We start from the raw sequence: 20,528 nt of genomic DNA on the forward strand, positions 1-20,528 counted from the left end.
TTTATTTTGCACTAATAGTTAGGGGTATTCCGCTGACGTAGAAAACGCTAATGAATGCCGCAGAAGGAGAAAATAAAAATGGATCCATTAATTCAAGAATTAACTAAAGAACAATTACGTGATGATATACCTGACTTCCGTGCAGGGGACACAGTTCGTGTTCATGTGCGTGTTGTCGAAGGTTCACATGAACGTATTCAGATGTTTGAAGGCGTAGTTATCAAGCGTAAGGGCACTGGCATTGGTGCCAGTTACACAGTGCGTAAAATGGCATCTGGTGTTGGTGTAGAACGTACTTTTCCTGTAAACGATCCCCGTGTTGCTAAAGTTGAAGTATTGCGTCATGGTCGTGTACGTCGTGCTAAACTTTACTACTTACGTGATCGTCACGGCAAGTCTGCTAGAATTGCAGAAAAGCGTCGTTAATTCACGCTTAAGTGAAAGAGAATCATTTCCAAAAGGGATGATTCTCTTTTTTGTTTATGTTAAAATCTTTAGCAATATATTTTTATTGAGGAGGAGAATTATGAAAGAACCATTTTTGTTAACTTTTGATACTGATCCGAGGGCTGTTTTAGAACCCGATCACGAACAAGAAATTAATAACTTTCATTTTCAGCCCAAGCTGTTGTTTGCATTCTTAACTCCTGCTGTAATCAGTGATTTTTTGGCTCGTTATCCTCATAAAAAGCTTGGATTCTTTGACTGCTTCGAAGGAGAAACTCCAATTTATGAGGTTGATTTAGACGGACAAAAAATTACTTTTTGTCAGGCAAAGATAGGTGCTGCAGCTGCTGTAGCGCTATTAGATTGGTTAATAAGTTACGGAGTTAAACAGATTTTAGCAATAGGATCAGCAGGCTGCTTAGTTGATTTACCAGAAAACTATTTTCTAGTGCCTACAAAAGCTATTAGAGATGAGGGCACTTCTTTCCACTATATGAAACCAGGAACGTATATTGACTTAAAGTCAGAGTTTTTAACTAAGACCAAAAAATTGCTGAAAGAAGAAGGTCTTAAGGTTGAAGAAGTAACTACCTGGACAACTGATGGCTTCTTTAGGGAAACTGTCAAGAAAGTAAAGCAGGCTAAAGAGTTGGGAGCCTCTTGTGTAGAGATGGAATGTGCAGCAATGGCTGCGTGTGCACAATTTAGAGAGGCAGATTTTGCACAAATATTATTTACAGCGGATTCTCTTAAAGACCTAGAAAAGCATGATGACAGAAGCTGGGGCAGAGATGCTCATGAGACAGCCATTAATTTGGCAGCAAATATTATTAAGGAAATTTAACCAAGTTTGTGAAAAAATACTGCTGTGGAACCAAAGTGAAACAGCCACACAATTCACAAGCAAATAACATAAAAGCTTTAGAAACAACATTTTCAAGTATATTTTCAATATAAAGTTTGTGAATAGATTTAATGCATTAGTTGTGGAAAGTCAATTTCTTGCCATCATGACAGTATTTTGAGAAGTTACGCTTGACTATTAACAGGAGTTTTGCTAGATAAATATCTAAAAATACTTAAAGTTCAAGCAAATCAAAATAATAGTCAAAATAAGTCTGATAAACCAGTGAGACCAAGTGATTTGTCCGTAAAGAAAAATTCCATTTGCTAGAGCGGTAAGTAAAACTGCTACTAGAAATATAGTAGTTAAAAGTGGTTTTTTTAGAAAACTTCCGGCAATAATGCCTAATGCAAACAAAACGTTGATCATGATTAGCCAAATTGGCAAACTAGTAAAAGATAGAAAGCTGGCGCTGATCATGATAACACCATATATAATATTAAATAAGATTGTAAGATATGACATTTTAATACCTCCACAAAAATTTAACCATCTGGGGTCGACCCAACGTCAAGGAAATAATTATGTATTTGAAAGAATTTATTCAAAAGGAAAATACTACACCTGATACCGTTAGACATTATATCTATTTAAAATTATTAAATCCTGGTCGTAAGGGAAAAAACTATTGGTTTACTGAAAACGAAACTGATACTTTTGAAGCAATTAAAGAGTTCCAAGGCTTAGGCTTTTCACTTCAAGAAATAAAGGACATAAAAAAACTACACGATGAGTCGTGTAGTACTGAAAAGCAGCGTAAACAAAACTTAAAGTTAATTAAGGATAAAATAGCTGTTATAAATGCAAAAATAAACAAATTAAAAATGCAGAAAAAAGTGCTGGAAGAAGTAGGAGAAATTTTGCAAATAAAAAGCATTATTGAAACTCGTAAAAAATGATTTTTATTTATCCCAATAATGCTATAAAGTTCTTTTATTAAATAATAGTATTACGGTACAGACCAACTACCTTACCTAAAATGTGAACACTTGACAATATAATCGGTGCCATCGTATCATTTTCAGGCTGCAATCGATAGTGACCTTTTTCCTTGTAAAACCGTTTTACAGTTGCTTCATTTTCATCGGTCATAGCCACTACAATTTCTCCGTTGATTGCTGAAGACTGCTTACGGACAATGACATTGTCTCCGTTTAAGATACCAGCGTTTATCATACTTTCACCATGAACTCTCAACATGAAAAGATCTCCGGCATCGTTTGCCAGATCTGGAGGTAAGGGAAAGTAATCTTCTATATCTTCAACAGCCAAAATCGGTTGACCAGCTGTGACATCACCAACTACGGGAATTTCTTTCGGCTGGACGCCAATTGCTTTTTTACCTTCATCGGTTATTTCCAGAGCTCTTGGTTTGGTGGCATCCTTGATCAGTAGACCTTTATTTTCTAGCCTAGATAAATGGCCGTGTACAGTTGAAGTTGAAGATAAATCTACAGCATGACAAATTTCGCGTACAGTAGGAGGGAATCCTCTGTCCTCAACTGTTTCATATATATAGCGTAGAATTTGCAACTGCTTAGTATTTTGTTTAGTTGTCATAATTATCTCCAGTATTATAAACGTTTTCTTATATATTTAATTTTAGCAAAATATTTCGTATAATGCAAACAAACGTTCTAAAAAAATTTATACTTTTTTTCGTTGCCAAAATAAGGTAGAATTTTTTAATTGAGAGGTGCAAAGATGAGTGAAGATCCCGAAAAAAAATTAATCAATCGTATTAATGAGCTTTATCACAAAAAGAAATCCGTAGGCTTAACTGAAGCTGAAGAGAAAGAACGTAAGGAATTACACCAGGAATTTATCAAAAATTTTAGAGCTGGCTTCAAGCAAGATGTTGAAAATTTAGTCATAATTGACAAGAATGGTAAGGAAATTACGTCTGAGAAAGCAAAGCGAGCTCAAAGAAAAAAAGGTTTAAGAAAAGATTAACTTTGATCTTTAATTTTCCTTATTTTTTAGGTAAGATATAACTATTGGACAAATTGAGGTGATTTTTTATGAATTTAGGATTAGCGATTTTTCTGATTGTGATTGCACTATTATTGGGCCTTGTAGGGGGCTTCTATGGTGCTAGATCATATATGAAAAAATATTTTAAAGATAATCCGCCAATCAGTGAAGATATGATTGTTGCTATGATGTCTCAAATGGGCCAAAAGCCTTCGGCTAAGAAGGTCAACCAAGTGATGAACATGATGAAGCACCAAAAATAACAATTTTACTAGATTGAATTAGTGCGGCGGAGAATAATTTCTCCGCTTTTTTACTGAATTTTAAGGTGAATAATGGGAATATTTTTTAAATTAGGTTGGTTCTTTAAAAAAGAGAAAAAGCGTTACCTCATCGGTATTACATTTTTAGCACTTACATCTGTTGTTAACTTAGTACCACCAAGAATATTAGGCTTAATGGCAGATCAATTGGATAAGGGTCACATTAGCTGGCAAGAATATAGTCTGTTAATTTTAGCTATTATTTTCTCCGCCCTTTTGCTTTATGGCTTTCGCTATTTTTGGCGTAGACAAATATGGGGTGGAGCTGCTGAACTTGAATTGCAATTGAGATCGAAATTATTTGATCACTTTATGGCGATGGATCGTACTTTTTATCAACGTCACAGAACCGGGGACTTAATGGCTCATGCCACAAATGATGTTTCAGCTGTCCAGGAAGTTGCGGGTGAAGGCGTTTTAACTTTGGTGGATTCTCTTATCATGAGTGTATCGACTATGGTTGCAATGATTGCATTTGTTGATTGGCGCCTGACGATTGTTGCTCTTTTGCCATTACCATTTCTAGCTTGGGGAGCTTGGAAATTAGGTGACAGGCTTCACGATGCATTTGACAAATCCCAAGCGGCTTTTTCAAGGCTGAATAATAAAACGCAGGAATCAGTTTCAGGTATTAAAGTTTTAAAAACATTTGGTCAGGGTCAAGAAGATACTGCCGCTTTTGACCAGATGGTTGAAGACACCATTAAAATTAATAAACAAGTTTTTAAATGGGATTCACTGTTTGATCCTTTAGGAACATTGCTTATTGGTTTAACCTATACTATTACCATTATTTATGGTGGTCTTTTGGTTTTCAATAAAGCTCTTACCATTGGTCAACTGGTTTCTTTTATTGCATATATTGGCAATATGGTTTGGCCGATGTTTGCGATTGGTTATCTTTTTAACATCTTAGAGCGTGGTAGTGCCAGTTACGACCGGATAGAAAAGTTGCTGGAAGAAAAATCAGAAATTACTGATAAATTTGCAGATCAAAAGATTTCGGCTAAGGACATAGCAGGGGATCTTGCTTATCACGTTAAATTTTTCGCATATCCGGATGAACCAAATGTTCAAGTGCTGAATAATATTAATTTTACTCTAAAAACGGGACAAACTTTGGGACTTGTTGGTAAAGTTGGAGCCGGTAAAACAACTATAATTCAGCTTTTGCTGAGAGAATTTGACAAGTATGATGGCCAGATAACTCTAAATGGGTATGATATTAGAGAAATTCCACTTAATGTTTTATTGCGGCAAATTTCTTATGTACCGCAGGATAATTATTTATTTTCTACTAGTATTCAAAAGAACATTGCATTTTCAAATGCAGATAGTGATAAGGATGCAATTATCACTGCCGCAAAAAAGAGTGATTTACACAATGACATTTTAGAAATGCCGGGTGGCTACAACACCCTGGTTGGTGAAAATGGTGTTTCACTTTCTGGTGGGCAAAAGCAAAGGATGTCGATTGCAAGAGCTTTACTTAAGCACAGTCAAATATTAGTTTTAGATGATGCTCTCTCTGCTGTTGATGCCAGAACAGAAATGGCTATTTTGCATTCTTTAAAGAAAGAAAGACAAGGCAAGACAACTTTAATTGCGACACACAGACTTACTTCTGTCATGAATGCCGATTTAATTTTAGTATTAAAAGACGGCCGCATTGTTGAAAGAGGTACTCACGATCAGTTACTCAAACTAGATGGCTGGTACGCTGATATGTGGCAAAGACAGGAATTAGAAGACAAGGTGGGTGAATAAGATGGATGATGAAAACTCATTTCAATCTGTTTGGTCTCAAGAAATACCAGTAAAAGAACAGCTCAGCATTTTTAAGCGCCTTTTGCGTTTTGTAATGCATTTTAAGAACGAAATGATTATTGCCGGAATTGGAGCGCTTTTAGTAAGTATAATTAATGTTCTGCTGCCTTATGGTTTACAGTATTTTTTAGATAACTTTTTGGTAAAAGCAGATGTAACCACTCAAATAATATTATTTGCTGGTTTTCTCTATGCTTTTGGTTCAGTTGTCAAAGGAATTTTACAATTCACATACGAGTACTTCTTTGCCCTAGGTTCTGAAAAATCGCTTGAAGGCTTGCGTGCGGAATTGTATCAAAAATTACATACTCTGGGAATGCGCTACTTTGATCAAACTCCGGCTGGATCGATAGTTTCAAGAGTAACTAATGATACTATGACATTGAGTAATTTTCTTACCGTTTTATCTAGTGTTGTAATGTCGTTTTTCTCAATCATTTCAGCCATGGTGGCAATGTTTTCAACAAATGTGATGGCTGGGCTGATTGTGTTGGCTTTTCTGCCCTTACTCTTGGTAATAATATGGCAATATTCTAAAAGAAGTTCCAAACTTTACCGCAGTTACCGTGAGCGATTGAGTCGCATTAATACTAACCTGAATGAGTCAATCGAAGGAGTTTCGTTAATCCAGCAATTTAAGCAGGAAAAACGTATGACTAATCATTTTGAAGATGAAAATACAGCTTTAATGAAAACAAGATTTAATATGATAAATCTTAATTCTCTTTTGCTTTCCCCTTTGACTAGTTTACTGTATTCACTCGCCCTTGCTTTAACTTTAATGTACTTTGGTTTTCCATTAAGGGAAACTTTTGTACCAGCTGGTGTGGTTTACGCATTTTCACAGTACATCTCACAGTTTTTCAATCCAATCGCTAATATGATGGATCAAATGACTTTCTTCCAGGACGGTATCGTTGCGGGCAAGAGAATTTTCCGGATTCTGGATAATACTGACTATGAACCTAAACAAAATGCTGAAAAAGGCCTGACAATAACACAAGGAAAAATTGAATTTAAGCACGTCAGTTTTTCATACGATGGTAAAAACGAAATTTTACATGATATTTCATTCACCGTTAATCCCGGTGAAACTCTCGGTATTGTAGGTCATACTGGCTCAGGTAAAAGTTCAATTATAAACGTGATGATGCGTTTTTATGAATTCTATCAGGGTGAAGTCTTAATTGATGGTGTAGATATTAAAAAGTATCCTAAAGCTGAACTGCGTAAAAAACTTGGCCTGGTATTGCAGGAGCCATTCATGTTTTATGGGGATATAAATTCAAATATCCGTCTTTATAATAAAGATATTACTGATGAACAAATAAAAGAGGCTGCTGAAACTGTCCAAGCGGACGGCTTTATTGAAAATCTTCCTGGTAAATATCATGCAAAAGTGGGTGAAGGAGGAAGTGAATTTAGCCAAGGACAAAGACAACTGATTTCATTTGCTCGTACATTAGTTACTGATCCTAAAATTTTAGTTTTAGATGAAGCTACAGCAAATGTTGATACTGAAACCGAAACACTTATTCAACAGGGCTTGAAACGGCTTCGTAAGGGTCGTACTACTCTTGCTATTGCGCACAGACTTTCAACTATTGTGGATGCAGATCAAATTATTGTATTAAATGACAGCAAAATCGTTGAAAGGGGTAATCACGAAGAGCTTCTTTCACAAAAGGGTTATTATTATAACTTGTATACATTACAGAACAGTCAAAAGTAAAAACGTTAGTCGATAAAAACTTTGATAAAACCTCCAAATTATTTCAATTTGGAGGTTTTATTGTGTCTATTTTTAATAAAAGAAACCAAATTAAAAGCTTTTATTTTTTATTTTCTAGGATTAAATAAGTGTAATTCAAACTTTTAATGGACTTTTAACTTGGAAAATATTTATATACGTTATAAATATATACACTATTGACAGCGTTTCCAGTATAGGGTAAATTAATTTATAAGCATAGGATACTATGCTTTTTAGTAAGAAGGGAATTATAATGGAATATCATAAAATCAATGAAACTGATTTGGAAAATTTAAGAAAATTTATCTCAGATCCAGAAAGATTTATTACTAATCCCACAAAGCACTGGGATCATGACCAATTTCGTACTGTGAGGGCAATGCCAGATTTGGTAATTCAACCGACAACTAATGAAGAAGTCATGAACGTTGTTAAATATGCAAGTGACCACTCAATACCTTTAGTTCCAAGAGGTAATTCCACCGGTTTAATGGGAGCTAACTTGACAGTTGATGGCGGAATTTCACTTGATATGATCAAGATGAATAAGATTTTAGAATACGATCCTGAAAACTTGACAATGACAGTTCAAGCAGGAATCAGGTTGAAGGACCTAGACGAGTTTTGTGCTGATAAGCCATTTGTTTATATGCCAGCACCTGCTATGCATTGGGCTACAATAGGCGGAAATGTTTCAACAAACGCCGGTGGTCTTAAGGCTATAAAGTACGGTGTAACCAGAGAGCATATTCGTGAGATCAAGGCTGTTTTGACAAATGGCAAGTTATATAAATTTGGCTCCAAAGCAGTTAAATCATCGTCAGGTTATTCGTTAAAAGATTTGTTTATCGGTGCTGAAGGTACTCTTGGGGTTATAACGGAAGTTACAATCCGGTTATATCCAAAACCTCACAAGTCAATAAATGCTATTATTCCATTTCCAACTCTAAATGATGCAATTAAATCCGTTCCGGCTATCCTAAGATCAGGTGTTGTGCCAACAACTGTTGAATTTATGGGACGTAAAGTGATTAAATTATGGGAATCATATGCTAAAGATGAATTTCCACTTAAAAAAGGTGATGGCTTCATTATGATTGGTATTGATGCCTTTACTGAAGATGAGTGGAAGGCTGAGCTGAAGGAAACTTTGGAAGTAGTAAAGCCGTTTAAAGCTGAAAAAGCTGTTGTCCTGGGTGCTGATTCCGAAGAAGCCAAGAAAATTTGGAAATGTCGTGAAGAATTGCTTTTAGCAATTCAAAATTCCACTCCAAAAATGGACGAAATTGATGTTTGTGTACCAATAAATCACATTCCTGTAGTTTTGGATCGTATTGAAGAACTTGAACAGGAACTAAATATTCGCATTCCAAACTTTGGTCACGCAGGCGATGGTAACCTGCATATCTACCTTTGCTCTGACAATATGACAGATGAAGAATATGCCAAGACCAGCGATAAGGTTATTTCTGAACTATATAAGACTGCTAAATCTCTTGATGGTAATATGTCAGGTGAACATGGTATTGGTTATGCCAGAGCAAATTACTTTGAAGACTTTTATGGCAAAGAATATACTGATTTATTGCGTGAAGTTAAAAAGCTGTTTGACCCTAATTATATTATCAACCCAGGAAAAATTTTTGAGCCTTAAAATATTTTCTTGTTTTAACATTAAAAAAGCTGATAAATTTTGTTTTATCAGCTTTTTTGTATGTGATATTTTTTTACTTGTTTAACATATATTTCCTAGTCATAGGTAAATTTTTACCGGATGGTCCTTTGGTAATGAGATATTGCACAACATCAATATTTCCCGATTCAAAGGAAGCAGCACAAGCCTGTAAGTATAGATCCCACATTCGGGTAAAACGTTCGCCCATATTCTTTTGAATTTGATCTCGTTTGCTGTTGAAGTTATGATCCCAAATTTCCAAAGTTTTTTGATAATGTCTTCTTAGCATTTCGATGTCTGCAATTTGCATATTATTTGCAATAATATGGTCGATATTTTCGGCTAAACCAGGTATATAACCACCTGGGAAAATGTACTTATTAAGCCAAGCATTTTTAGCACCACCCTGTTGACGAGTTATACCGTGAATTAAAGCGACTCCGTCCTTCTTTAAGTATTTTGCAACATCTCCGAAGTATTGGCCTAAGTTTTCTTTACCAACGTGTTCAAACATGCCGACAGAAGTTACGTAGTCCCACTGTTGATTGCCTAATTCCCGATAGTCCTCTAATTTAACTTCAGCAACATCTTGTAAGTTTTGATCATAGATTTTCTTTTGCACTAACTTATATTGTTCTTCACTCAGGGTTACACCGGTCACCTTTAGGCCGTATTCCTTTGCAGCTAGCAGCATGAGCGTTCCCCAACCACAACCAATATCAAGTAAAGTTTTGCCTTTTTCCGGATTTAATTTGTTGAGAATATGATGTATTTTTGCCAACTGCGCAGTTTCAAGGTCATCATTTTCATTTTCGAAATAAGCACAGGAATAAGTTAAAGTAGGATCGAGCCATAATTTGTAAAAGTCATTACCGATATCATAATGACGTTGAACATCTTTTTCGCTTTGTTCTTCTGTATGCTTTTCTTTTGGTAAAAATTTCCGGAATTTACTGGAGCGCAAAAAGCTTCCAGCACTTTCATAAGCTCCGCAAATTAATTTTTGCAAACTCCCTTTAATTTCAATTTTTTTATCCATATATGCTTCTCCAAGAGCTAAAGAAGCATTTTTAGAAATAGCGCTGGTTGGGATCTTTTCGTTAAAAATAATCTCAATATTCGGAGTACCGTTTCCATATATTTCGCTTTTACCGTCCCAGTAAGTTACTTTAACCGGGAACGGGAAAGACTTACTTAACATTGTTCTGTAAAAAGTTTTTTCTAACAATTTTCAAAATCCTCCGTCTGACATTTTTACACTAATATTCTAACACTGGAATAAAATAATTTTTATGTAAAACTATCTCTTTTTATTGAGGATGGTAATGAAAATTTGGATTCTGTTCGTAATCAATTTTATCCCAGGCCTTTTTTAATTTGTTATCGATCTGTGCTTCATTTTCATGTGTAAGCTTAGTTTTACGATCAACCATGAATGGTTCGCCAAAACAAACTTCCAAAGGTTGCCGTTTTAGCAATCCGGTAAACGTGAGGGGACCTTGATAAACGACGGGGACTATGGGCTTACTCGACAGCTTGGCAATAGCAATAGTGCCACCTTTCATTTCAGCTGAATGTCTGGTACCCGAGGGGAAAATAATTAGTGAATAGTTCCCATTTTTCAAACCTTTAATTGGTGTTTTTAAAGCTGAAGGTCCAGGATGTTTCCGATCAACAGGAAAAGCATGTGCGTGCTTTAAGATAAAGCGCAATATGGGATTTTTGAATAATTCTATCTTAGCCATAAACATAAATTCTTTGGGACTAGCGGCAAGTGCAAACAATATTGGTTCCCACCATGTTCTGTGCGGTGCTGCTAAAATATAGTTGCCTTCTGGAATTCTTTCTTTATGATTAACGTGTAGATGTCCGTTTAATAGCCAAACTATAAAGCGAGCTACGGGACGAATAAAATGATAAAACATAATTTCCTCCAATTGATGTAGAATATTATAACAAAGCTGAGGAAGAGGACAAATTTTTATGGCAAAATTATTGAAAAATGAACGCATTGATTATATGTATAGTGATGATTTACGAATTATTCAAAATAAGACCTCTTTTAGTTTCTCTCTAGATACGCTGTTATTAGCGGCAACCGCAAAAAATGCTATCAAAGACAGTTCTAAAGTAGCTGATTTATGTGCCGGTAATTGTGCAGCCACAATGTATATGGCTTATTTTAATCGTGCCAAATATGATGCAATTGAAATTCAAAAAGAAGTGGCGTCACAGGCCAGACGATCTATTGCATTAAACCATATGGAAAATAGGATTCAAGTTTTTCAAAAAAATGTTAAGGCTGCCCCCAAATTTTTAAGAAAAGATTCTTATGATGTTATTGTCGTAAACCCACCGTATTTTAAAGTGGCGCCAAACCATAAAGTTAATCCCGATCCAGCAAAAGCCATTGCTAGACACGAGATCTTAATTAATCTTGAAGAAATAATTGCTGTGGCGAGCGGCCTGCTTAAGATGAAGGGAAAAATGTTTATGGTTCATAGGCCTGAGCGGTTAAACGAAATTGCTTATTTTTGTCTTCAGCATGATTTGAGTATAAAAGTGATCCAGCCATACGTTTCTCACCGTGGAGAAGACTGCAATTTGATAATTATTGAAGCAGTTAAGCATACTGGTAGCGACGGATTAGTGTTAAAAGATGCAATTGAGGTACACGATCAAAAAGGCAATTATCTTCCTGCTATTCAGTGTATCATTCGTGAGACTGTACAAGAAAAGGCTAAAAGGGAAAAAATTAAAAAATACTTTTTTTATGTTTTGTTGTGTAGTGATGGCAGCTTTTATGGGGGCTTTACAGATGATTTACTAAAAAGATTAGAGGCACATAACAGCGGTAAGGGTGCTAAATATACTAAATCACGCAGACCAGTAAAGTTAATTTATCATGAAGAATTTCAGGATAAAAATTTGGCACTTAAAAGAGAATACTGGTTTAAACACCATAACAGATTATGGAAAGAAAAGTTTTTAAAAGAGCATAAAGTTGACTTTTAGCCTTGCATCTTCAGCAATAATCTAGTATTATTTTAACGTATGCGTTTTAGCATATATGTAGAAAACATCAAGGGCGATCAGTATTTTGGTGCCACACAATGGTGAAATACTGAAATGACCGCTTGAGAGGATTAAAACCGTAGGAGGAATTTAATATGTCAGTAGTTTCAATGAAACAATTGCTTGAAGCTGGTGTCCATTTTGGTCACCAAACCAGAAGATGGGATCCTAAGATGGCTCCGTATATCTTCACCCAAAGAAATGGTATTTACATCATTGATTTGCAAAAAACCATCAAAATGTTGGATGATGCTTATGCCTTTGTTAGAGCCGTTGCTCAAAATGGCGGAGTTATTCTTTTTGTTGGTACTAAGAAGCAAGCACAAGATTCAATTGCTGAGGAAGCTACTCGTGCTGGTCAATACTACGTTAACCAACGTTGGTTAGGTGGTACCTTGACTAACTGGAAGACTATCCAAAGCCGAGTACAAAGATTAAAAGATTTGAAGAAGATGTCAGAAGATGGCACATTTGATGTGTTGCCAAAGAAGGAAGCTTCTCTTTTGACTAAAGAAAAGGATAAATTGGAAAGATTCTTAGGTGGTATTGAAGATATGCCTAGAATTCCTGACGTTTTATTCGTAGTTGATCCTAAGAAAGAAAAGATTGCTGTTCACGAAGCTAACATTCTTGGTATCCCTGTTGTTGCTATGGTTGACACTAACACTGATCCAGATCCAGTTGATGTAGTCATACCGGCAAATGATGACGCTATCCGTGCAATTCGTTTAATTACTGGTGCCATGGCTGACGCTGTTATTGAAGGTAAACAAGGTCAAGATGACGATAATGCCGAAGCTGAAATGGCTAAGGGTGCAGAAGAAAAGCATGCTGATACTGAAAATGATGCAGAAAAAGCAGTAGAAGCTGAAGAAACTTCTGACTCAGATGAAGACTAGTTTTTAATTATTAATAAGTTTTTATTTGGAAGGGAAAATAATGGCAAATATTACTGCTAAACAAGTAAAAGAACTACGTGACCGCACCGGTGCTGGCATGATGGATTCCAAGAAGGCTTTGGTTAAAGCTGATGGTGATATTGAAAAAGCAATTGACATTTTAAGAGAAAATGGCGTTGCTAAAGCTGCGAAGAAGAGTGGTCGTATCGCAGCTGAAGGCCTGGCTGAATATGCTTTTGATGGCAACGATGCAGTTGTGGTTGAAGTCAACTCAGAAACTGACTTCGTTTCATCTAATGACAAATTCATTAAATTGGTAGATGATGTTACCAAAGCTATTTTGGCAGCGAAACCAGCAAACGTTGACGAAGCATTGAAAGCTCCGTTGGCTGATTCAACAATTGGTGATGCTATCACTAATTTAACAGCAGTTATTGGTGAAAAAATCACTTTAAGAAGATTTGATTTAATTACTAAAAATGATGACGAAGTCTTTGGTGCATACAAGCATAATGGTGGTGCAATTGTTGCGGTTGTTACCTTAAAAGGAAACAGTGAAGAAGCAGCTAAGAACATTGCCATGCACGTTGCCGCAATTAATCCAGAATACTTGAACAAAGATTCTGTACCAAAGGCTGACTTTGATCGTCAAAAAGAAGTTTTCACTAAGGAAACTGAAAATGAAGGCAAACCTGCTAAGATTATTCCTAAGATTGTTGAAGGTAGAGTAAACAAGTATCTTAGTGAAATTTGTTTAGTAGACCAACCTTATGTTAAAGATGGCGACATGACTGTAGCAGAATATGCTAAATCAGAAGGCTGCGAAGTTGTCGGCTACAAGCGCTACGAAGTTGGCGAAGGTATTGAAAAGAAACAAGAAGACTTTGCTGCTGAAGTAAAAGAACAAATGAAATAGATATTTTTGATAAAATTATCTGATGAAAAGCTCTCATCTCTATTGATGAGGGCTTTTTGTATTCAGTTGAACGCTCATTTTAAGGTAACAAAAATCTTAATCAAGCCTAAATGATAAGAAAAAACAAGATAACGTATAAAATAAACAGCTATCTCAACAAAAAAACTTAAATTTTCTTTTATTTTTAAAAGCAATTTACATTTATTGCGGAATTTCTTTTAGAATTAGTGCAGTATTTATTAAAGGACAAAATTTTGTTTATAACTAGATTTATTTAAAACGAGGTGATATTTATGGGTTTCTGGGTTATGATTCTTTCACTAATTTTCGGAGCAATACTAATATACCTTAGCTTTGCTGGTCGGCTTTCTAAAACAACAAAATATATTGCTTTTTTAGCAGGATTTTTACTGTTAGCTGGAGCCATTTTTATAGCTACACCAGACGGAGCGGACTTTATAATGAAAATCACATAGGAAAGTGAAATGTATTTAAGTGCTAGAGCTTTTATAAAAATTGGCACTGTATCTTGTTGCACTGGCAGCAAGATACTTTTTTTATAAAAATTGTGACTTTTATCACTTATGATCTTGACGATGAAGTTACTTCATCAATTAAAATAAATTTGTAAAAGATATTTAATAAGGAGATTTAAAGATGACTAAGAAATCATTTGTAGGTAAAGGCCAGGGATTTAAGAGTCAGATAGTTTTAAAAGGAGAATTTGCTGACAATAAATTAAGTGAAATACAGTTAATTTCAAGTAATGAAAGCCAAGATATCGGCGAAAAGGCTTTACCCAAATTAATTACTGCAGCTAATAAAAATAAGAGTTTTCAAGTAGATGCTGTTTCTGGTGCTTCCAGAACCTCTAAGGGTTTTAATGATGCGCTAAAAGAAATTGAGAATCAGCTTAATGGTGTAGAAGCCGAAACAGAAACTACTGTAAAAGATGGTAATTATACAGTTGAAGTAAAGTCTTTTAAAGAAAACCAGGGACTGCCTGGTACTGGCAGGGCTTTGATGAATGTCACATTTAAAGATAATAAAATAACAAATATTGTTGTGCCAGAATATACTGATACGCCAGTAATTGGCGGAATGGCATTTGATTTGTTAAAAAATAAAATAATAGAAAATCAGTCTACTGCTGTTGATGTGATCACTAGTGCAACAGTTTCTTCAAATGCATACCTTTCTGGTGTTGCAAAAGCAATTTCAAAAGCAGAGGGTAACCCACAATCTTTTGCAAATCGCAAAATTCACAAACCTGCTCCTAAGCATAAGGAAATACATACAGATGTTATAGCTATTGGAGCAGGTTTAACTGGGTTTAGTGCTGCAATTGAAGCAGCAGACGAAGGTGCTAAAGTAATCCTTCTAGAAGCAGGACAAACTTATAGCAGTTCTACTACCCGTGCACAAGGATTTGTCATGGGTGCTGATACGGATGAACAAAAGAGAAGGGGGATTAAGGACTCAGCCGATGACTTTTATAATGATTTAATGACTGTTTATGGTGATGAGCCAAATATTGAACCCAAATTGTTACGCAAGCTAGCTAATGAGTCTGCAGATTATATTTCATTTTTAGAAAATCAGGGAATAAAATGGGATAAAGTGGTTAATATAGCTCCTAAAAAGCCAAGATTAACAAAACGCGCTCACACTATTAAAGGTATGGGAACCACTTTAATTCATGCTCTGGTTGATTCAGCCAAAGCAAAAGGTGTAGATCTGCGATTGGGAATAAAAGTAGATGAGCTAATCGTGGAAGATGGAAAAGTTAAAGGTGTTAAAGCAACTACTGTAGATGGTGATAAACTGTCGATCTATGCGTCAGCGGTAATAGTTGGAACAGGTTCTTATACCGCAAATATGGCAAAAATTAAGGAACTTAATCCTAAAATGACCAATATAGAGGTAATAGTTGGCAATGGCGATGGATCAGCTTTGAACTTTTTCAAGCAGGTTAATGCCAAAATAATAAATGTTCCTTATTTGCAATTTATGTATTACTTTTACGGTGTCTCTTTTGGCGATAAATTCCCAGAGGCGATTCCTGAATCTCCTACTTTACCAAACTATGATGTCTTATGTGTTGATGGTGGCGGTCACAGACTGGTTTCTGAAGATGATTTCACATTTGAGTTTACTAAAAGATGCTGGCGTAATGGTTATGATGAAGGCTATGCCGTTTATGGGCAGAAGACGGCAGAAAAGTACCCAGTTATGACGGAATTGGGCCTAACCAAAAAGACAATTCATGGTAAAAACTTTGGTTATAAAGAAGATAATCTTGAAAAATTGGCAAAGGATGTTGGAATTAATCCTGATAACCTCAAAGAAACAGTTTCGCGGTACAATATACTCTGTGAAAAAGGAAAAGATGAGGACTTCCACAAAAACAGTAAAAATATGATCAAAATAACTGCGCCATTTTACATTTTAAGAATGCCACAAATTTGTACTGATGGTTATACTGGAGCAAAAATTAATGAAAACGGTCAGGTTCTTGACAGTACTGAAAAGCCCGTTCCAGGATTATACGCAGCCGGTTCATGTGCTGACAGTGGAGTAATGGGAATCGATTACTTTGGAGATGGTATGTCATTACTAAATTGTGGAGTATTTGGACGCGCTGCAGCTAAAGATGCAGTTTCTAAATTGAATGAAAACTAGTTAAAAAAATTTAAAAGACTTTGACAAAATATATTAAAGTCTTTTTTTCTGCTTTAATATAGCTATAAGCATGCAAAGGAAGTAGAAAAATGATAGATCATAAAGCGTATCCCTATGTTTATACTTCTTCACAGTTGGGAAAGTATTTTGGAATTTCCATTAAAGGCATAGAATATTATGAGAGAAAAAAATTAATCAACCCTAAAAGAGTAGGCAATAATAAACAGAGACAGTTTAATTTAAATGATACATATCGAATTTTCATGGCTAGGTATCTTAGTCAGTCGGGTTTAACTCTTAATGACACACTGGATGTCTTAAATGCTCCCAAAGAACATATTGCTTTAGAGTTTTTAATAAAAAATTTGCATGATTCTGAAAAAGAATTTGACCGTATTAAAGCCTCCATAGAAGTAATGACTCATAACATAAAACTTTTACAAAAAGTTTTAAACTATCAGCGTTTTTTTGAAATAACAAAATCACCAACATTAAAAACATTGTTTTTACGAGAAATGGACGGTCCTCATAAAAGTAATCAAGAACAAACAGATGAATATCGCACTTGGAATGAGTTAATGCCGATAACGAATGGCTCAATCCGTTATAGAAAAAAGGATATTTTGAATAAAACATCAAAAATTGAACCAGAAATTGAAATGATTATCAGCGAAAAATATTTCAAAGCTTTTGGTTTAAAAAATAGTAATCGTGTTAATACTATCCCTTCCAAAACTTGCTTGCATACAGTTGTAGTGGGTAATGCTCAAAATATTGATAATAAGGGGTGGTTAAATTCTATAAGATCTTATTTAAAAGAAAATAATTATCTTTTAAATGGTGATATCATAACTTCCTTACTTTTAGTCTTAGATAATTCGCAAAAGCATATCAGATATGATGAGGCCTGGATACCAATAAAAAGTAAGTGGTGAAAATAGTAACATAGGAGGAAATTTATGAAGTTTTGGATTATGGTTTTAGGTCTTGCCTTTGGAGCAATATTAATTTATCTTAGCTTTGCTGGTCGGTTTTCTAAAACAACAAAATATATTGCTTTTTTGGTCGGTTTCTTATTAATAGCTGGAGCTATTTTCTTGTCTACTCCAGACGGAGCCGAATTTGTAATGAAAATCACTTGATTTATCATGAAATCGCTTGCAAAAGATTAGCATTCCGTGTATACTTTAAAACTGCACTGTTAATTTACAGCGCAGTATTTTAGTTTTTAATGGAGGCGTGAAAATGGAATTTACTGAGCAAGATTTTGAAAATCGTAAAAATTTTGTCAAAGGTATGTTTTCTTTGGGCGGATTAAGTGAATGCGGTAAATCTGCCGCTGGAATCTATTTTGACAGCATTGGTATTAAACGAATGAAGATTATTGCAATAGAAAAAGAAATGATGATAGAACGTAATTATCAGTTCACTGGACATCCATCAGAACAAGATTTTACCAATCTTTATGCCAAAGACACTGAACAAGTGTTTAAAGAGTTTTTATATCGTTTAATAGGTAAAATGCAAGAAGAAAATATTCATTATGCATCAATAGAAAGCCTCTACCGTTCGGAATTAGGTGTCTATCTTAAAAAAGAACTGGGTCCTAAAATGATGAACATTTACATTGAAGCGCCTCTTGAAGTTCGCTCACAAAGAGAATACCAAAAGCAAACAATTGATAACGGCAAAGATTTTACTTTTGACGAAATAGTAGAACGGACCAAAAATAAGGATCAGTTCAAAATCAAGCATGGGGCACTAAAAGTAAAGGACATAGCAGATATTATTGTTAACAATGATTCTTTTGTAGAAAATGAAAAGCAGTACTTAAATATTATGGCAGGCATTGCTTCTATAGTAAAAAAGTAAAAAAATAAAGCACTTTGACTCTTTTTAGTGTCAAGGTGCTTTTTGGTTAGAAATATTTATTATTTTAGACTAAACCCGCTTAAGAACTTTTTTGCTTTTGACCACCAAATATGAAGAAAATATGCTGAAGTGAAGGATAATGTCCATGTCAGTACCCACATGCCAAAAAAGGTTAGAAATGGATGGTAAACGGCATGATAACTCATATTTAGTCCACGCCACAGCAGTTGATCCCAAAACACATTTGATAAATATGCTCTATAGGCATAGGTTGCTAAAAAGTGAAAAATTTTTAAACATTTCTCCGATTTGTGCCTGATATTAAATAGACATAGTGCAGCTACCAAAGCAATTACAGCCAAGCAATAAAATGTCATTGATGGTTTATAATAAGGCGCATTTGCAAAAAGAACCGGATGGCCAAAGCCATGTAATTCAAAATTAGTCCAGAAAAAGCATGCAGCAAAAACAACTAAAATTAGCCACCAAAACTTATATAAAAATGTGTTAACGTAATCCCTAAATTGCCACGCCAATACACCAAAAACACCGTAAATCGCAAACGAAATGAAAATACGATCCAGCAGATACCAGCTTTTTTCGTGTGGCCCATGAAAAACGTAAAAGTCATAAAACCACAGCCAGAAAAAATACAAAACAAACGTAATACCGGCAACTGATAAACCCCGTTTTACGTTGTTAGTAACATAACGACTGATTCCCCAGAAAATTGGCATCAAAATTATAAATTGTAACATCATGGTGTTATACCATAGATGAGGAGCAGCGTTACCGTTGACAAATTGCCAGCAAAATGTACCAAAATTATTGAACTTTCTTATTTGCTGAAGCCAGGGCATTCCCAACAAGTAGATCAAAGTCCACCAGATTGTAGGAACAAACAAATTTGACCAGTTTGCTCGTAAATGTTTTTGGTATGAAAAATTGCCTGCTATATCGTTAGTACGAATAGTTGTATACAAAATGCCAAAGATAAATGCTGGAGCAGTGTACTTAACCAAATTATACATAACGCCAAAAATATCTTGCGTATTATATGGTTGTCCCACTCCCATAATTAAGGACATTATTGGTTGAGACATAACGGCGCTGCAAGCAAAAACCTTCAGGTAATCACCTATGTCAGCTATTTCGTATGCCGGATAATGATATTTATCCATTTTATTTAAGACCTTTCTTAGTAGATTTGTGAGATCCCTAAGAAGTTAAATTCAATATATGCGCTTTTTTAAAAAAATGCAAGCTCATTTTCTGTAATTTAATATGATTGTGCTTCTACCAATACATTGGCAATTTCATTACTGAACAATCTTTGCGTGTCAGTTAATGTCTGATGTGGCGTGTTTAAATAAATTATGCGATGAGGAGGTTTAGGAATAATTCTGGCAATATCAATTGCATTAGAATTTTTAAAGTATTCTCCCCAAGTTACTGAAGGAATAAAACCTATTCCTAATCCAGCAATGATCATTTCTCTAACAGTCGCCGGTTCATCTGACTGGTATTTAAAATTCAATTTTAAATCATTACTGAGCATAAATTTATTGATAGTTTGCTGTAATTCTGTTTCGTCATTTTCACCTACAAAAGTAAAATTTTCTAGTTCAGTGATATTAAACATATTCTTTTTTCGCATAAAGTTTCTTTTCCAGCCAATTACAATTTCTTCTCTTAAAAGTGGAATTGTCGTAAAATCGGTGATCTTATTTGAAGAAATAATAAAATCGAATTGCTTGAGATCCTTGGCAAAGGTTGTCCTTTGATGAATGTTCAAACTGACATTGGGCAGTAATTTTTGCATTTTTAAAGCAATAATTGGAATTAAGGGAGAACCTACGGTAAAAAGTACGTTAATTTCACTGGTTTTGTTTATAGAATTAACCCTAACAGCGTTTATGCCACGATTCAATAAATTAAGGCTGTCAGAAACATACGTGTAAAAAACTTTTCCTTGTTGATTCAATTTAATAGTTCTTCCTTGACGATCAAACAACTTAACCCCAATTTCTTCTTCAAGTTGTTTAATCGTTTTACTAATTGCCGATTCACTTACAAACGCCCTTTTAGCAGCTTCAGTAACTGATCCAAGGCTTGCAACACTGACAAAATACTTCAGACTTGTTAAGTTCATTTTTTACCTTCATTAATAACTTTTTAGTT

Annotated in this window: 21 protein-coding genes; 15 read left to right on the forward strand and 6 right to left on the reverse strand. The window is 34.9% G+C overall.

Features of this window, described 5'->3' with window-relative positions; all coding sequences use genetic code 11:
- The first annotated feature begins 78 nt into the window (after positions 1–78).
- Positions 79–426 (forward strand): 50S ribosomal protein L19, encoded by a 348-nt coding sequence (gene rplS / locus ACFQ32_RS00835; RefSeq protein WP_034981588.1) that lies wholly within the window; start codon positions 79–81, stop codon positions 424–426.
- A gap of 97 nt (positions 427–523) precedes the next feature.
- Positions 524–1,291, forward strand: coding sequence for a nucleoside phosphorylase (locus tag ACFQ32_RS00840; protein WP_046325228.1), 768 nt, complete (start codon positions 524–526; stop codon positions 1,289–1,291).
- 225 nt (positions 1,292–1,516) lie between these two features.
- On the opposite strand, the gene ACFQ32_RS00845 is transcribed toward ACFQ32_RS00840, so the two are convergent.
- Complete coding sequence (locus tag ACFQ32_RS00845) at positions 1,517–1,816, reverse strand: hypothetical protein (protein WP_046325034.1); 300 nt, start codon at positions 1,814–1,816, stop codon at positions 1,517–1,519.
- 65 nt (positions 1,817–1,881) lie between these two features.
- Here ACFQ32_RS00845 and ACFQ32_RS00850 point away from each other — a divergent pair, with 65 nt between their 5' ends.
- Positions 1,882–2,250, forward strand: a complete 369-nt coding sequence (locus ACFQ32_RS00850) for a MerR family transcriptional regulator (RefSeq protein ID WP_379906728.1) — start codon at positions 1,882–1,884, stop codon at positions 2,248–2,250.
- Between the two features lie 37 nt (positions 2,251–2,287).
- Here ACFQ32_RS00850 and lexA read toward each other — a convergent pair whose 3' ends face one another.
- Positions 2,288–2,911, reverse strand: coding sequence for a transcriptional repressor LexA (gene lexA, locus ACFQ32_RS00855; protein ID WP_046325032.1), 624 nt, complete (start codon positions 2,909–2,911; stop codon positions 2,288–2,290).
- 144 nt (positions 2,912–3,055) lie between these two features.
- Here lexA and ACFQ32_RS00860 point away from each other — a divergent pair, with 144 nt between their 5' ends.
- The 5 genes from ACFQ32_RS00860 (at position 3,056) to ACFQ32_RS00880 (ending at position 8,882) form a co-directional block, all read left to right on the forward strand.
- On the forward strand, positions 3,056–3,304 hold the full coding sequence (locus ACFQ32_RS00860) for a DUF896 domain-containing protein (RefSeq protein ID WP_046325031.1): 249 nt from the start codon (positions 3,056–3,058) through the stop codon (positions 3,302–3,304).
- Positions 3,305–3,372: 68 nt separating this feature from the next.
- Positions 3,373–3,588: a YneF family protein gene (locus ACFQ32_RS00865; RefSeq protein WP_046325029.1), complete on the forward strand. Its 216-nt coding sequence runs from the start codon at positions 3,373–3,375 to the stop codon at positions 3,586–3,588.
- Positions 3,589–3,660: 72 nt separating this feature from the next.
- A complete protein-coding gene (locus ACFQ32_RS00870; protein WP_046325026.1) occupies positions 3,661–5,415 on the forward strand; it encodes an ABC transporter ATP-binding protein in 1,755 nt (584 codons plus the stop codon).
- A gap of 1 nt (position 5,416) precedes the next feature.
- The gene (locus ACFQ32_RS00875; RefSeq protein WP_046325025.1) at positions 5,417–7,207 is read left to right on the forward strand and encodes an ABC transporter ATP-binding protein; all 1,791 of its coding nucleotides are present in this window, start codon (positions 5,417–5,419) and stop codon (positions 7,205–7,207) included.
- 274 nt (positions 7,208–7,481) lie between these two features.
- A complete protein-coding gene (locus ACFQ32_RS00880) occupies positions 7,482–8,882 on the forward strand; it encodes an FAD-binding oxidoreductase (RefSeq protein WP_046325024.1) in 1,401 nt (466 codons plus the stop codon).
- Between the two features lie 73 nt (positions 8,883–8,955).
- Here the strand turns inward: ACFQ32_RS00880 and ACFQ32_RS00885 are convergent, their stop codons facing one another.
- On the reverse strand, positions 8,956–10,131 hold the full coding sequence (locus ACFQ32_RS00885; RefSeq protein ID WP_046325023.1) for an SAM-dependent methyltransferase: 1,176 nt from the start codon (positions 10,129–10,131) through the stop codon (positions 8,956–8,958).
- 82 nt (positions 10,132–10,213) lie between these two features.
- Complete coding sequence (locus tag ACFQ32_RS00890) at positions 10,214–10,828, reverse strand: lysophospholipid acyltransferase family protein (RefSeq protein WP_046325022.1); 615 nt, start codon at positions 10,826–10,828, stop codon at positions 10,214–10,216.
- A 58-nt stretch (positions 10,829–10,886) separates the two neighbouring features.
- On the opposite strand from ACFQ32_RS00890, the gene ACFQ32_RS00895 reads away from it, so the two are divergent.
- The 7 genes from ACFQ32_RS00895 to ACFQ32_RS00925 all read left to right on the forward strand — a co-directional run bounded on the left by ACFQ32_RS00895 (position 10,887) and on the right by ACFQ32_RS00925 (position 18,347).
- On the forward strand, positions 10,887–11,918 hold the full coding sequence (locus ACFQ32_RS00895) for a GIY-YIG nuclease family protein (RefSeq protein ID WP_046325021.1): 1,032 nt from the start codon (positions 10,887–10,889) through the stop codon (positions 11,916–11,918).
- Between the two features lie 155 nt (positions 11,919–12,073).
- Positions 12,074–12,877, forward strand: coding sequence for a 30S ribosomal protein S2 (rpsB, locus tag ACFQ32_RS00900; RefSeq protein ID WP_046325020.1), 804 nt, complete (start codon positions 12,074–12,076; stop codon positions 12,875–12,877).
- Between the two features lie 40 nt (positions 12,878–12,917).
- The gene (tsf, locus tag ACFQ32_RS00905) at positions 12,918–13,793 is read left to right on the forward strand and encodes a translation elongation factor Ts (RefSeq protein ID WP_046325019.1); all 876 of its coding nucleotides are present in this window, start codon (positions 12,918–12,920) and stop codon (positions 13,791–13,793) included.
- A 657-nt stretch (positions 13,794–14,450) separates the two neighbouring features.
- Complete coding sequence (locus ACFQ32_RS00910) at positions 14,451–16,475, forward strand: FAD-dependent oxidoreductase (RefSeq protein WP_046325017.1); 2,025 nt, start codon at positions 14,451–14,453, stop codon at positions 16,473–16,475.
- A gap of 89 nt (positions 16,476–16,564) precedes the next feature.
- Complete coding sequence (locus ACFQ32_RS00915; RefSeq protein ID WP_046325016.1) at positions 16,565–17,410, forward strand: MerR family transcriptional regulator; 846 nt, start codon at positions 16,565–16,567, stop codon at positions 17,408–17,410.
- A 24-nt stretch (positions 17,411–17,434) separates the two neighbouring features.
- Positions 17,435–17,617, forward strand: a complete 183-nt coding sequence (locus ACFQ32_RS00920; protein ID WP_046325015.1) for a hypothetical protein — start codon at positions 17,435–17,437, stop codon at positions 17,615–17,617.
- Positions 17,618–17,720: 103 nt separating this feature from the next.
- Complete coding sequence (locus tag ACFQ32_RS00925) at positions 17,721–18,347, forward strand: hypothetical protein (RefSeq protein ID WP_046325014.1); 627 nt, start codon at positions 17,721–17,723, stop codon at positions 18,345–18,347.
- A 59-nt stretch (positions 18,348–18,406) separates the two neighbouring features.
- Here ACFQ32_RS00925 and ACFQ32_RS00930 read toward each other — a convergent pair whose 3' ends face one another.
- Together ACFQ32_RS00930 and ACFQ32_RS00935 are read right to left on the reverse strand one after the other, a co-directional pair.
- The gene (locus ACFQ32_RS00930) at positions 18,407–19,528 is read right to left on the reverse strand and encodes an acyltransferase family protein (protein ID WP_046325013.1); all 1,122 of its coding nucleotides are present in this window, start codon (positions 19,526–19,528) and stop codon (positions 18,407–18,409) included.
- 98 nt (positions 19,529–19,626) lie between these two features.
- Entirely contained in the window at positions 19,627–20,499 is an 873-nt protein-coding gene (locus ACFQ32_RS00935; protein WP_046325012.1) for a LysR family transcriptional regulator, read from the reverse strand.
- Between the last annotated feature and the right edge of the window lie 29 nt (positions 20,500–20,528).

It is taken from the genome of Lactobacillus melliventris (assembly GCF_042679465.1).
GTDB classification, from domain to species: domain Bacteria; phylum Bacillota; class Bacilli; order Lactobacillales; family Lactobacillaceae; genus Lactobacillus; species Lactobacillus melliventris.